The 13,757-nt window shown below is 70.7% G+C and carries 9 protein-coding genes; 2 read left to right on the top strand and 7 right to left on the bottom strand.

What is annotated here, in order from left to right:
* Nucleotides 1-2: 2 nt before the first annotated feature.
* From D7X30_RS12960 to trpS, 7 genes are all read right to left on the bottom strand, one after another.
* Nucleotides 3-917 carry a hypothetical protein gene (locus D7X30_RS12960; RefSeq protein ID WP_147443181.1) on the bottom strand — a complete coding sequence of 305 codons (915 nt, stop codon included), beginning with the start codon at nt 915-917 and terminating at the stop codon, nt 3-5.
* A gap of 108 nt (nt 918-1,025) precedes the next feature.
* The gene (locus D7X30_RS12955; protein WP_120563191.1) at nt 1,026-2,924 is read right to left on the bottom strand and encodes a cyclic nucleotide-binding domain-containing protein; all 1,899 of its coding nucleotides are present in this window, start codon (nt 2,922-2,924) and stop codon (nt 1,026-1,028) included.
* Nucleotides 2,925-5,042, bottom strand: a complete 2,118-nt coding sequence (locus D7X30_RS12950) for a HEAT repeat domain-containing protein (RefSeq protein ID WP_120563190.1) — start codon at nt 5,040-5,042, stop codon at nt 2,925-2,927.
* Nucleotides 5,043-5,139: 97 nt separating this feature from the next.
* Nucleotides 5,140-7,692: a pseudouridine synthase gene (locus D7X30_RS12945; protein WP_120563189.1), complete on the bottom strand. Its 2,553-nt coding sequence runs from the start codon at nt 7,690-7,692 to the stop codon at nt 5,140-5,142.
* Nucleotides 7,693-7,722: 30 nt separating this feature from the next.
* On the bottom strand, nt 7,723-8,724 hold the full coding sequence (gene scpB, locus D7X30_RS12940) for an SMC-Scp complex subunit ScpB (RefSeq protein WP_120563188.1): 1,002 nt from the start codon (nt 8,722-8,724) through the stop codon (nt 7,723-7,725).
* Nucleotides 8,711-9,523 carry a ScpA family protein gene (locus D7X30_RS12935; protein WP_370038178.1) on the bottom strand — a complete coding sequence of 271 codons (813 nt, stop codon included), beginning with the start codon at nt 9,521-9,523 and terminating at the stop codon, nt 8,711-8,713. Before D7X30_RS12935 ends, scpB begins: the two co-directional genes overlap by 14 nt.
* 201 nt (nt 9,524-9,724) lie before the next feature.
* On the bottom strand, nt 9,725-10,738 hold the full coding sequence (trpS, locus tag D7X30_RS12930) for a tryptophan--tRNA ligase (protein ID WP_120563186.1): 1,014 nt from the start codon (nt 10,736-10,738) through the stop codon (nt 9,725-9,727).
* Between the two features lie 245 nt (nt 10,739-10,983).
* Between trpS and D7X30_RS12925 the strand changes: the two genes are divergently transcribed.
* Nucleotides 10,984-12,171: a DUF4388 domain-containing protein gene (locus D7X30_RS12925; protein WP_120563185.1), complete on the top strand. Its 1,188-nt coding sequence runs from the start codon at nt 10,984-10,986 to the stop codon at nt 12,169-12,171.
* A 78-nt stretch (nt 12,172-12,249) separates the two neighbouring features.
* Nucleotides 12,250-13,578, top strand: coding sequence for an AAA family ATPase (locus D7X30_RS12920; RefSeq protein ID WP_147443180.1), 1,329 nt, complete (start codon nt 12,250-12,252; stop codon nt 13,576-13,578).
* The last annotated feature ends 179 nt before the right edge of the window (nt 13,579-13,757 follow it).

Below are 13,757 nucleotides of genomic sequence, written 5' to 3'. Positions count from 1 at the left end.
GTCTAGCGGGAGGGAAAGTCGAAGCCGACCTTCACCATGAAGCGGACCTTGGAGCGCACGTTGCTGTCCGGGGCGTAGTCGATGGGGGTCGCCCCTCGCTTCGCGGGCGTCTGCTGCTTCGCGCGTTCGATGGACGTGGGCTCGACGGCGCGCACCAGCGGGTGGCGGGCCAGGAGCGGCGGCACGTGCATGTCCACGTCCCGGCCGAAGAGCCACGCGCCACAGCGCCAGAGGACGTCGTGGCGCCGGGTGAGCAGCGTCCAGAAGCGGTCCCGCGTCTCCGTGGCCTCGAAGAGCAGCGGCGAGCTGTCGTCCTCGCGGGCCTCTCCCGGGGCCGCGAGCAGGGCGCGCAGCTGCTGCGCGACGCGCTCCACCTCGTTCACGTCCTCGGGGGAGACGGGGGAGCGGCCGGCGAGCTTCTCCTCGTGCCTGCGGAACAGCGCCACGAGTCCCAGGCAGTCCCCCACCACGTCGCGGTGGCCCTCACCGTGGGCGGCCGTCACGTCCGCGGCGGTGAGGAAGGAAGCCTCCGCGAGCGCCTCCGCGGTCTTGAGCAGCTTGCGGCGCAGCTGCTGGGCGCGGTCGAAGAGGGCTCCGAAGGAGCTGGCCCGCATGTCGCGCTGGACACGCAGCGCGGCCCACGCCAGGCCCTGGGCGAGCAGCGGCAGTTCGCGCAGCTCCTCCACGTTCACGCCCGGGAGCGCGGCGACCTCCGCCTCACGGGCCAGGACGCTCTCCACCCCGCGCTTCGTGTTGTGGAAGGCGAGCGCGATGTTGGAGCGGCACTCCTCCACGGAGCCTTCGAGGGCACGCGCGGGGGCCAGGAACACGTCGTAGCCGAGCTCGGAGCCAAGGGCTTCCAACTCGGCGATGTCGTCGGGCCCCAATCCCGCTGTCGCGTGCTGGCCTCCAGCCATGCCGGCCAGGATAGCGGGCGCTTCCGGGCGTCACAACCTGGCGCCCTGCCCGGCTGCGTCAGGTGACTCGCGGGGTGGGATGCGGGCCGGGGGACCCGCGAGGCCACGTCAGACGAGGATGAGGTCTTCTTCCTCGTCGTCCGGCGCGGTCCCTGCCTGGCTGTCCAGCACGTGCTGCGTGCGGCGCAGGCGTTCGTCGCTCAGGTCCGAGACGAGCATCAGGACCTGCGGGTGGCTGGAGATGAGCGAGTCGAAGTCCTCGCGCGGCAGGCGCAGCAGCGTGGTGTGGCGCGTGGCCTCCACGGTGGCGGTGGCCGGCGTCTTCTGCAGGAGGGAGATCTCTCCGAACAGGTCGCCTTCCTTCAGGGTCGTCAGCCGCTGCCCGCTCTTGTGGACCTCCACCTCGCCGGAGAGGACGACGTAGAGGCCGTCCGTGGCGTCGCCTTCGCGGATGATGACGTCACCGCGCTCCACGTCGCGGGCCCGGAAGCGCTCCACGAGGTTGCGGCGATCCTTGCGGTTGAAGGGGCGGAACAGCGCGGAGCTGTTCATCACGTTCGCGAGGAGCCGCTCGCGGCAGAACTTCTTGAGGGCCTTCGCCACGGGCGGATGGCTGAGCGAGAGCGTGGCGAGCACGGCGGCGGAGATTTCGAGCACCTGCGTGTCGTCGGACACGGACTCCACGGAGGCGGCGCGCGGGGCTCCGGACAGGAGCGCCATCTCACCGAAGAAGGCGCCGACCACCAGCGTGGCCAGGTCCTGGCGGCGGCCGTCCTCTTCACGGAAGACGCGCACGCTGCCTTCGCAGATGACGTAGAAGGCGTCGCCGTGCGTGCCCTGCGCGAGGATGCGCTCGCCGGGGCCGAAGCGCCGCAGCGGGCAGCGTTCGAAGAGCTGGATGAACGCGTCGCGCGGCAGGTCGGAGAAGAGCGGGATGGACGGCAGCGCGTCCCAGGTGCCGGGGCCGGCCTCCTCGGTCAGCTCGTAGACGGGCTCCTCCTCCAGCGCTTGTTCTGACAGTCCCCGCTGGGCCGCGAGCTCCACCGCGTGCAGCAGCGAGTCCGCTTCGATCTCCAGCTCCGTGAAGCTGGAGACACGCAGGGACGCGCGCCAGGGCTCCGGGGCTCCGGCGGTGGTGGGCACCACGGCGGCTCCGGCGGCGACCGTGGCCGTGGGCCTGGAGGGCGTGTCCACGCGGCGGGGGCGCAGTCCCGGGGGCGCGGCCTGAGAGGGAGACTTCGGCTCGGTGGGGGCCGGCGCGGTGTCGGGGCCCGTGATGGGCGGCGCGAGCGCCTGCCAGCGTCCGCTGGGCGTCCGGATCTGGGGAAGCTCGGGCATGGGAGATGGGGACGGCGGTGCGACCCGGACGGACTGGCCCGTCGGTGCGGGGACGGCGGATGGCGGCGCGGCGGCCCCGGTCGCCGTTGGCGCCTTGGGCTCGTCCTGCGTGGGCTCGAGCTCGACCTCGACGGAGAGGACCACCTCGGTGCCGTCCGCGACGGGCGCGGGCGCGCTCGACAGGGCCAGCTCGGGCGGGAGCGCATCCGACAGGTCCACCGGTGCTCCGCCGGCCTCCAGCGGCTCGGGCCTGGGGCTGGCGGCTTCGGGCGGGACCTCCCGTTGGGTGATGAGCTTCTCGGAAGTCGATGGGGGCGCTGCGTCCTTCGGCTTCGCCCTGGACGTGGCCGGCGTGCCCCTTCGCGCGTACAGGTCCGCGAGCATCTGCTGCACGCCCTGGTGGGACGGATCCAGCTCGAGGATCAGCTTGCTCGCGGCGATGGCGCGCGGGAGGAAGCCCTCCTTCGCGAAGCCCTCCGCCGCGGCCTGGTACGCGGAGACGGCGCGGTCACGCTGACCGGCCTTGGACCACGCATCCCCCATGCGCAGGCGGCTCTGGTGGTCCTTCGGCTCCGCCTGGCAGTAGTCCTCGTACAGCTCGGCGGCCTTGGCGAAGCGGCCCTTGCCGAAGGCCTCCGTCGCCTTGTCCTTGAGCGCGCGTGACTCCATTCACTGCGCCCCGCCGGCCGCCGTGCCTTCCTTCGCCAGCGAGGCGCCCGCCGCGACTCGGACCTCGCGGAAGTAGTCGGCCTTCAGCGCGTCCAGCGGCTCGGCCTCCGCGCCGGTGTTCATCTTGCGCAGCGCCGTGGCCGCCGCGGCGCGGATCTCCGGCAGGTCGTGGTACAGGTCCCGCCCCACCACCTCCGCGGACTTCGCGTCGCCCATGGCCCCCAGCGCCAGCAGCACGTCGCGGCGGGCCACGCTGTTGGAGTCGTCCAGCGCCTTGAGCAGCGTGGGCACCGCGTCCTTCGCGCCCATCCGCCCCAGGAGCTGCGCCGCGAGCGCCGCCTCCGCCCCACCCTCCTTCACCACGCCCTGCAACGCCTCCGACGCGGACGCGGGCGGCGGCCCCACGCGTGACAGCGCATCCAGGACCACCAGCTTCTCGCTGCCCATCTTCGGCAGCGACGCGATCAGCGCGAGCTGCCCGGCCTCGCCCTGCTCCGCCAGCGCCAGCGCCAGCGTCTTCTGCAGCTCGCGGTCGGGCTCCAGCAGCGCCGCGCGGGTCACCTCGAGGCCCTCGGGGCCCACGGACGCGAGCCCCACCAGCGCCGCCGCGCGCAGCACCGGGCTCACGTCGTCCGCGTAGCCCTTGAGGATCTCCAGCGCTCCGGGCGCCTTGAGCGCCCCCAGCGCGGTGAGCAGCGTGGCCAGCGGCTGCAGCTTCGCGGGCTCCACGTCGTCGCTCAGCTCCGAGGGGACTCGCGGCGGCACCACCACGCGCCCGGCCTCCTTGGCGCGGGCCGCGTTGAGCGCCTGGAGCCGCTCGAAGAGCTGCGCGTGCTTGGCGGACCGTGGGTCTTCCTTCCCCTTGGCCACTTCCGGACGCGGGGCCGACGGATCCAGATCCGCGGCGTACTTCCGCGGCAGCACCTGCGGGATCCAGTCCGCGCGCAGCGCCGTGAGCCCGGCGACCTCCTGCTCGTAGAGCTTCTGGATGACGGGCACCACGGAGGCGTCGCCCACGTGCGTCACCGCCTCCACCGCGAGCGTGCGCAGCCCGGCGTCCGGCTGGTTGAGCCACGGCGTCACCTTGGGCAGCAGCGCCTGTGCCGCCGGGCCCAGGCCCGTCACCGCCTGGAGCCCTGACGCCGCGGAGGCCGGGCGCGACAGCCGGTCCGCGATGGGGTCCGCCGGGCAGCCGCCTCGCGAACGCATGGCGCGGGCGGCGTCCACGGCCTCGTCCCGGGCGCCGTCGAGCGCGATGGCGCACAGCGCGGCGTCCGTCGTGGGCGTGCGCGGGAAGGTCAGGATGGCGTCGGTGGCCAGCGGGCTCACCGCGCTCTTCTCCACCGCCACGGCCTGGAGCTTCGTCGCGGCCGTCGGGTCCTGCAGCTTCATCAGCGCGCCGATGGCGGACTCGCGAAGCTCCGGGAAGCTCTCGTCGAGGAGCAGCGCGATGGGGGCCACAGCGCGCGTGTCGCCCGCGTCGCCCAGCCCGCGCACGGCGGCGGCGGCGAGGATGACCTGGCTGTCGCGCACCATGGGCAGCAGCCGGTTCACCGCCTCCGAGCGGCCGCTCTTGCCCAGCTCTTCGGCGGCGCCCACGCGTTCCGGGAGCGCGCCTTCGGTGAGGGCCAGGAGGTTGCGCTCCCAGAGGCCCTTGGATTCGGCGGCGACGACGGTGGCCATGGCGCCGGGGACGTTGGCGCTCTTGAGGGCCTGGACGATGACCCGGCGCGTGGCGCGGCCCCGCCGTCCGTACTGGAGCGTGAGGTACGCCTTGGCCTTGTCGTTCTTCACCTTGGCGAGCGCCAGGGCGGCCTGGCCCTGCACGGCCTCGTCGGGATCCTCCAGGAGCTCTCCGAGCAGATCCACGACGCGAGGGTCCTGGCTCTCCCCGAGCGCGCTGGCGGCCTCGCCCCGGACGAAGGCGGAGAGGTCCTTGGCGGCGCGGGTGAAGAGGACCAGGTCGTCCGCGTTGTTCTGCTCGGCCAGCTTCCTCACGGCGGCGGCGCGGACTTCGGGACGGGGGTCCTGGATCTCCGCGAGGAGCTGATCCCGGTTGCCGTTGCACCCGACGAGCAGGGTCAGGGCGAGGAAGAGGGGTCGCACGCGGATTCGCATCGTTCTCCCGGAGCGGCGGACGCTGGAGGTAGGCGGCGGTTATATCAACGCCCTCCCGGGCCGCCCACCGACGGAGCGACCCAGGAGGAGGGGTGGTTCAGCGGGAGCGGCCACCACGAGGGGGCGGACGGCCTGCCCCTCCCCGAGGCGCCTTGCTGCTCCAGCTCGGCTCGGAGGCGCGCGTCTTGCGCTCCTTGAAGTCCTGGTAGCCGCCGCCGCGCTCGCCCGAGGGGGCCTTCTTCACGCCCGCGCGGACGATGCGCTCGCCGGAGCCGCTGGACGAGGACTCACCGCCGCCGCCGCGAGACCGGCTGCCGGAGTCTTCACCCCGGGGCGTCCTCTCACGACGCTCGGGACGGCCCGCGGACTCACCGCGCGGCTTCCATTCACGGCGCTCCGGACGGTCACCACCCGCGCCCGCGGGCTTGCCGAAGCGAGCACCACCGCGAGGAGCACCGCCTTCTGCACCGAAGCGGCCGGCGGGCTTGCCGAAGCGGGCGCCGCCACGAGGGCCCCCACCCTCTCCGCCACCGAACCGACTGCCACCGCGAGGCGCACCGCCCTCGGAACGACCGGCACCGGCGGGCTTGCCGAAGCGGCCACCGCCGCGAGGCGCACTGCCCTCTTCACGACCGAAACGGCCGCCACCGGCCGGCTTGGAGAAGCGGCCGCGAGGAGCGCCGCCCTCGTCTCCGAAGGAGCGACCCCTCGGGGCACGCTCGTCACCGCCACGGCCCGCACCGGCGGGCTTGCCGAAGCTGCGACCGCGAGGCGCACCGCCCTCGTCACCGAAGCGGCCGGCGGGCTTGCCGAAGCTGCGGCCACGAGGAGCACCGCCCTCGTCACCGAAGCGGCCCGCCGGCTTGCCGAAGCTGCGACCACGAGGAGCACCGCCCTCGTCACCGAAGCGGCCCGCCGGCTTGCCGAAGCTGCGACCGCGAGGAGCACCGCCCTCGTCTCCGAAGCGACCCGCCGGCTTGCCGAAGCTGCGACCGCGAGGAGCACCGCCCTCGTCACCGAAGCGGCCCGCCGGCTTGCCGAAGCTGCGACCGCGAGGGGCACCGCCCTCGTCTCCGAAGCGACCCGCCGGCTTGCCGAAGCTGCGGCCACGAGGAGCACCGCCCTCGTCACCGCCACGACCCGCACCGGCCGGCTTGCCGAACCGACCGCCACCGCGAGGCGCGCCGCCTTCGGCACTGAAGCGACCCGCGGGCTTGCCGAAGCTGCGGCCACGAGGAGCACTGCCCTCTTCGCCGCCGAAACGGCCAGCACCACGCGAAGCACCGCCCTCGGAACGACCCGCACCGGCGGGCTTGCCGAAGCTGCGACCACGAGGGGCACCACCCTCGTCACCACCACGGCCCGCCGGCTTGCCGAAGCTGCGACCACGAGGGGCACCACCCTCGTCACCACCACGGCCCGCCGGCTTGCCGAACCGGCTACCACCGCGCGACGCACCACCCTCGGAACGACCCGCACCGGCCGGCTTGCCGAACCGCGCGGCGCCACGGGGGGCACTCTCACCCTCGGGCTTGCTGAAACGGCCCGCGCCTCGCGCGGCCTTGCCGTAGGTGGCTCCCTCGGCGGCGTCCGACTCCGTCTCGTCACCGTCGTCGTCGAACGTCGGCACGTCATCCAGAGCCGCGTCGTCGTCCGCGTCCAGCGTCGCCCCGCGCTTCGCGAACTTCGGCGGACGCGTGCCTCCGTCCTGCACGCCCTTCCACTCCTTGCGCTCCGGACGCGCCTCGCGAGTCTTCGGCCCCGTCGGAGCCTTCTTCGCCGCGCGCTCCGTCTTGCGCGGCGCCGCCGGCGCGTCATCGTCCATCGACAGCTCGATGTCGTCGTCATCCGCCCCGCCGAAGCCCGGCGCAGAACGCCCGTGACGGCGCGGCGGCAGCTTCAGGTCCGAGGACGCCGGCTGCGCACGGCCTTCCGCCACCTCCGTGAGCTGCAGCACTTCCGCGACCTTCAGCGGCCGCAGCTCGCCGGGGCGCAGCCCCTCCACGCCCACGCCCGCGTAGTTCGGACGGAACAGGCGCACCACCGGGTGCCCCACCGCCGCGCACAGGCGCTTGATGAGGTGCGGACGGCCTTCCGCCACGACGATCTTCAGCCAGGTGTTGCGCTCGGCCTTCTCGAAGACATCCACGGACACGGGCGTGGCCATGCCGTCTTCCAGCCGCACACCACCGCGCAGCTTCTCCAGCGTGGGCATGTCCGGCGAGCCCTTCACCTTCGCCAGGTACGTGCGCGGCACCTGGAAGCTCGGGTGCGTGAGCTTGTGCGCCAGCGCGCCGTCATCCGTGAAGAGCAGCGCCCCTTCGGCGTCGTAGTCCAGACGTCCCACGGGGAACAGGCGGCGGCCCGTCTCCTCCACGTAGCTGGCCACCGTGGGCCGGCCCTGCGGATCCGACAGCGTCGTCACGACGCCCACGGGCTTGTACAGCAGGTAGTAGGACGACTCTTCCGGCGGCGTGACGAGCTTCCCATCGACGGTCACCAGGTCCACTCCGGGCTCCACCCGGCTGCCCAGCTCCGTCACCGTCTCGTTGTTCACTCCGACGCGACCGGAGGTGATGAGTTCTTCCGCGTGCCGGCGCGAAGCAACTCCCGCGCGAGCCAGGTACTTCTGCAAACGTTCCGCCGCCATTCCGTGCCTTCTTCCAGTTGTTGCCGCCCATCACTCGGGCTTGGGCCCCTCGCTATCACCCTTCTCGGGCGAAGGGGGGCTTTCCAGGATGCTGGAGCTGACCTTCTGGCTCCGCTCCGCGGCCGCCATGGCCTCCTCCAGCTCCTCCAAAGCGGCCTCGCTGGCCGCCTCGTTCTTCTCCATCCGCTTCGTGAACCCCGGGTCCGACAGCGCCGCCACCGTCCCCGACGCCACGGGTACCGGTGGCGCCGCCTCCTTCTCCACGATTTCCCGGTGCTCCTGGGTCAACTCATGGAATTCCCGGAGCGTGGGCAGCGCGGAGAGGTCCTTCAGCGCGAAGAACTCCAGGAACTCGCGCGTGGTTCCATAAAGAATGGGGCGGCCGACTTCTTCCCGCTTGCCCAGGATTTTCACCAGCTTGCGGTCCATCAGCGCCTTGAGCACCGCGCCGCAGTCCACGCCGCGGATGTCCTCCAGCTCCGGCCGGGTGACGGGCTGCCGGTACGCGATGATGGCCAGCGTCTCCACCGCCGCGCGGGTGAGCCGCTGCGGCTTCACCCGGAGGTAGCGCCGGACGTACTCCGCGGAGTGGGGGTCCGTGCGGAACTGCCACCCGCCCGCCACCTCGTAGAGGACGACGCCGCTGATGCCCTCGCGGTGGATGCCGGAGAGCTGATCCATCGCCTGGAGGATGGGATCCCTGGGGATGCCGGTGGCCTGGTAGAGCTCGTCCACGGACAGGGGGCGCTCGGCGACGAAGAGCACGCTCTCCAGCACCGTGCGGATGCGGTCCGGGGAGAGGTTGCGGCTCTTGGCGACCAGCTTCTCGAAGGAGGACTGGAGGTCCGGGACGTTCTCGTTGTCGTCCGAGTCCTCTTCGATGGCGGCCGCCTCCACCCCGTCCAGCTCCGCGTCGTCCGGGCCAGGGCCGGTGACGGCGGCGATCTCCTCCTCGGAGAACTGTCCGGGGCCGCCGGGCGTGCCGGGGGCGGGCGTCTCGTCACCGTCGTCGGGACCGTTACCGGTAGTCACTCTCGTCGACCTCCGTGGGGACGAGCTTCTCCAGCGCGTCCCCGTTGGGCGTCACCTGGATGGGGCCCAGGGGCTCCTCCTGGAAGACCTTGATGAGGCGGCGCTTCACCATCTCCAGCATGGCGATGAAGGTGATGACCACCTCCTGGCGCGTGGCCGCCTCCGTGAACAGCGCCTCGAACACCACCTGCCCGTCCTTCTTCACGCGCTCCGCCAACCGGAGGATGGCCTCGGACAGGCTGACGCGCTCCAGCACCACCTCGTGCTGCACCTTGGGCGTCAGCCGCTCGAGCACCCGGTCGAGCGCCTCCACCAGCTTCAGGACGCTGATCTCCTGGAGCCCCACCTCGTCCTCGGGGATGGGGATCGCCTCCACGGGCACCTTCCGGGCGAACACGTCCCGGTCCAGGATGTCCTGCTTGGCCAGGTGCTCCGCGGCGTCCTTGTACTTCTGGTACTCCAACAGCCGGCGCACCAGCTCCGCGCGAGGGTCCTGCGCCTCCTCCACCGCCGCGAGCGCGTCCGCCCCTTCCGGCACCTGGGCCGCGTCCTGCCGGGGCAGGAGCATGCGGCTCTTCAAGTGGGCGAGCGTGGAGGCCATCACCAGGAACTCCCCGGCGATGTCCAGGTTCAGCTCCCGCATCCGCTCCAGGTATTCGAGGTACTTGCCGGTGATCAGCGCCAGCGGGATGTCGAAGATGTCAACCCGGTGCTCCTTGATGAGATGGAGCAGCAGGTCCAGGGGACCCTCGAAGTTGGGCAGCGCCACCCGGAAGGCGTCTCCGGGCGTGCGCGGCAATCCCTCCCCGTCGGGGTCCGGCGGGAGGTCGTCGGGCGGTGGGGGCTTGCGACCTTCGCTCACCGGCCGGCGTCCTTCTGGGGGGATGGGAACTTCGTCATGCGTAAGGGTCCGAAATTCCGGCCTTTACGCGCGCCGGGGGGACAGACCTCCTTAGCAATGCCTCCCAGGGGGGTCAAACATTTGAACAGGAACGGGCGTTCAGGGGATTCCCACGGCCTTGCGGACCTGCTCCATCAAGCGGGTGGCTTCGGCCCGGGCGCGGTCGGCGCCGTCCGCGAGGATGCGCTCCAACTCCCCGGGGTCGTTGAGCAGCTCCTGCCGGCGCTGGCGGGCGGGGCCGAAGGTGACGTGGAAGGCGTCCAGGAGCTTCTTCTTGAAGTCGCCGTAGCCCTTGCCGCCGGCCTTCCAGGACGCGTCCACGTCGGAGAACTCGCCGGGCGGGAGCATCAGCTTGAGCAGGTCATACAGCGGCGCGTCCACGGTGGGCTTGGGCGCGTCCACGGGCGTGGAGTCCGTCTTGATGGACATGATGCGCTTCTTGATGTCCTTCTCCTCGCCGAACAGCTCCAGCGTGTTGCCGTAGGACTTGGACATCTTCTGTCCGTCGATGCCGGGCACGGTGGCGGCGTTCTCCTGCACGAAGGCGGAGGGAAGCTTGAGGATGCCGGGCGCGTGGCCCCGCTCCTTCCCTTCCGGATCCGCCGGGTCGTAGCCGGGGACGTACGTCGTGTTGAACTTCACGGCCCAGTCGCGCGCGAACTCGATGTGCTGGATCTGATCCTTGCCCACGGGCACCTGGTCCGCGCTGAAGAGCAGGATGTCCGCGGCCATGAGGACGGGGTACGCGTAGAGGCCGAAGTCCGCGCTGATGCCCTTGGCGACCTTGTCCTTGTAGCTGGTGGCCCGCTCCAGGTGCGCCATGGGCACCACGGTGCCGAGGATCCAGTTGAGCTCCAGGACCTCCTTCACGTCGCTCTGGCGGAAGAGGACGGCCCGCTTCGGATCCAGGCCCAGCGACAGGTACGTGAGCGCCGCGTCGCGCGTCAGCTCCAGCGCGAGCTTCGGATCCCGGATGGTGGTGAGCGCGTGGTAGTTGGCGATGAAGTAGTAGGCCTCGCCCTGATCCTGGAGCTGCACGAACTGCCGCATCGCCCCGTAATAGTTGCCGATGTGCAGCTTTCCGGACGACTGGACGCCTGAGAGAATCCGCATCGCGATTCGCGCTCCCAATGACGGGTGGAGGACACGGCTCGTTCGCACACCCGCCGTCACGCTGCAACCTTCCGTTGGGACAGGTGGGCCCTTCCAATGCCTGACACTCGCGCGCCCGGCTTCCGTGGAACATTTCGCCCGGGCAGGAAAAGTCCAACAGTTTCAGGGGGTTGAGACGTCTCAAGTCTCCCAGGTACCCTGGCGGCCGGCGCAGCACATCGGACCGCCTTGGAGGGCGCCCACGGATGGAAGCGTTCACAGGAAACCTGGCCAGCTACCGGCTCCAGTTGGTGTTGCCCCCGCTGTTCGCGACGCCTGGGGTGGAGGGGACGCTGCGGGTGGAGCGGGGCGCGGTGCGCCGGGAGTTCTACCTGCGGGACGGGCACCTGGTGGGGGTGGCCTCCACGGATCCGAGGGAGCACCTGGCGCAGGTGCTGGTGAACCTGCGCATCCTGGACGCGCCCCGGGCGGCGGCGGCGTTCGAGGCGGCGGAAGGGGCGAACCTGCCCTACGGCACGTTCCTGGTGCAGCGCTGCTTCGTGGAGCTGTCGCAGCTGACGGAGGCCATGGAGCACAAGGCGCGCGAGGCGCTGTTCGACTGCTACGCCTGGGAGTCAGGCGAGGTGGAGTTCACGCCGGGGCTGCCCCTGTCCGGGCGGGCGGTGGGGTTGCGGCTGCCGTTGAGCACGCTGCACCGGGACGCGGTGGCGCGGGTGCTGGAGTGGGCGCAGTTCCGGGAGATCTTCCCGCGCCTGGACACCACGTTCCGGGTGTTCCGTGAGTTCGCGGTGGAGACGTTCTCCGAGGAGGAGGACGTGCTCCTGGACCTGGCGGCCGGAGGCGCGACGCTGGGCGAGCTGCTGGCGAGCGCGAGGGAGGCCCCGCTGTTCGCGGCGCGCTGGGTGTTGCACCTGTACCGGCGGGGAGCGCTGGCGCCGCACCGGTCGACGGGCCCCAAGGTGGGCGAGTCCACGGAGTTCACGGAGCTGCTGACGCTGGTGCGCGCGTTCCTGTCGTCGCGGAAGTACGACCTGGCGGTGGCGTTGGCGGCGCAGGTGTTGGAGCGGGGGCCGGTGCCGGAGGCGCACGCGCTGTACCGCGAGGCGGAGGTGGGGCTGACGCTGGCGTTGAGTGACGCGCTGTTCGCGTTGGACGGGAGGCTGGTGTTCGAGCCCATCCCCCGCCCTTCCCCGCCGGATCTGACGGCGGACGACCTGTATCTCTATTCGAAGCTGAGGGGCAGCCGGAGCATCCGTCAGGCGCTGCGCACGGCGGCCATGGGAGAGCTGGCCGCGTCACGTTCCGTGGAGCGACTGAGGGCCGCGGGGCTGATCCGCGTGGCCCCGTTGGCGCCCGGTGCGCCGGAGCCTGGGCCCAGGCGGACGACGACGGAGCCCTATGGTTTGAATCTGGGGGACCTGGGCGGAAACTGAGGTTGAAGGGTACAACCCACGCGACGCCGATGAGGCTCGGATGGCTGTGCTACGGTGCGCGCCCTCCTGAGGAGCCGGATGCGCATCGACAGACTCGAGCTGCAAAATTTCCGCGGGTTCGAGCGCTTCGCGATCGACCTCGACCCGAACTTCACGCTCCTGCTCGGTCGTAACGGAGCTGGCAAGACAGCAGTCCTGGAGGCCCTCGCAGTCGCCGTTGGCGAATGGTTCACGGGGCTGAAACAGGTGGCCGGCCAGACACGCTACTTGAAGGACGAAGACGTCCGGCAGGTGGGTCATATCTCCGAGGGCGTGCCCTCGATTGAAACGGTCTACCCGGTCAAGGTGACGGCGCAGGGTGAGGTCGTTGAAGGGCAGTCGGTCACGTGGACACGGCACATCCTCGCGCTGGGGAAGCGCGCGCGATCGGTTGGCGGGACCCCGGTCAGCGGGCGTGCGGAAAGCCTGGAAGAGGCTGTCGTCCTGGGGGAAGAGGTCGACCTCCCGGTCATCTGTTTCTACGGTACGGCCCGGTTGTCGCTGAAGAAGCGTGATCGTGAAGACGCTTCAGTGACGTCACGCCTGCACGGCTACTACGCGAGCCTGGATCCGGCCTCGTCGACCTGGCAATTCGAGGCGTGGATGCAATGGCGAGAGCAGGTGCGCATTGAGCGCCTTGCCACGTCGATCAAATTGGGAGTGGAGAGTCCCTCGCTTGTGGAGGAGCCTCAGCTCGAGGCGGTTCAACGTGCCGCCGCTACATGCCTGCCAGGAGCGAAGCGGCTGTACTTCAGCCTGAACACCAAGTCCGTGCTGGTCGATCTGGAGGACGGTCGCACCCTGCCCTTTAACCTTCTATCGGACGGATACCGAAACCTCGTCGCACTCGCCGCGGACCTTGCCTGGCGATGCGTACAGCTCAACCCTCACCACGGGGCTCATGCGCCTCAGCTCGCGCGAGGCATCGTGCTCATCGACGAAATCGACCTGCACCTGCACCCAAACTGGCAGCGGCGCGTCATCGGCGATCTTCGAAAGACCTTTCCAGGCGTGCAATTCGTGGCGACAACGCACTCGCCACAGGTGCTATCGACGGCCAATGACGCATGGGTCCGACTGCTTGTCCCCAGGGAGCCGGAGCCCAGGCGCGTCTCGCATGTAAAAGGGAAGGACACGAACGCACTGCTCGAGGACATTTTCGGCGAACCATCGCGTCCACCAGACATGCAGAAGGAGCTTGATCGTCTCGCCCAGTTCATCGATGAGGCGCAGTTGGGGGAGGCGCGCAAACTCCTGCTCGCGCTGCGGGAGAAGCTCGGCGCGGATGATTCAGACATCGTGCGTGCCGAGTGGGCGGTTCGCGATCTTGAGGACGACCAGCGTGCTGACGATCACGAAGGCCGCTGAGCCGGCCTGCCTCAAGGAGAGTCGGACCCAGTACGAGGCGGTTCACGGTGCGGTGAGCGACGACGCCTGGGAGTCGCCTCCCGGCTCATGCAAGCAGGCGATGCGTGAGGCGGCGTGGCTTGAGCAGGGTGGATTATGTGCGTATTGCATGTCGCCGCTCTCAGGGACGTCCCGTGCGA

The organism is Corallococcus sp. AB011P (assembly GCF_003611605.1).
Lineage (GTDB): Bacteria > Myxococcota > Myxococcia > Myxococcales > Myxococcaceae > Corallococcus > Corallococcus coralloides.
Note: the sequence above shows the minus strand (reverse complement) of the source record. Positions and strands in the feature narration are given on the sequence as shown.

Coding starts and splice junctions, on each gene's coding strand:
- D7X30_RS12960 (WP_147443181.1), bottom strand. CDS start 917: ATGGCTGGAGGCCAGCACGCGACAGCGGGATTGGGGCCCGACGACATC.
- D7X30_RS12955 (WP_120563191.1), bottom strand. CDS start 2,924: ATGGAGTCACGCGCGCTCAAGGACAAGGCGACGGAGGCCTTCGGCAAG.
- D7X30_RS12950 (WP_120563190.1), bottom strand. CDS start 5,042: ATGCGAATCCGCGTGCGACCCCTCTTCCTCGCCCTGACCCTGCTCGTC.
- D7X30_RS12945 (WP_120563189.1), bottom strand. CDS start 7,692: ATGGCGGCGGAACGTTTGCAGAAGTACCTGGCTCGCGCGGGAGTTGCT.
- trpS (WP_120563186.1), bottom strand. CDS start 10,738: ATGCGGATTCTCTCAGGCGTCCAGTCGTCCGGAAAGCTGCACATCGGC.
- D7X30_RS12925 (WP_120563185.1), top strand. CDS start 10,984: ATGGAAGCGTTCACAGGAAACCTGGCCAGCTACCGGCTCCAGTTGGTG.
- D7X30_RS12920 (WP_147443180.1), top strand. CDS start 12,250: ATGCGCATCGACAGACTCGAGCTGCAAAATTTCCGCGGGTTCGAGCGC.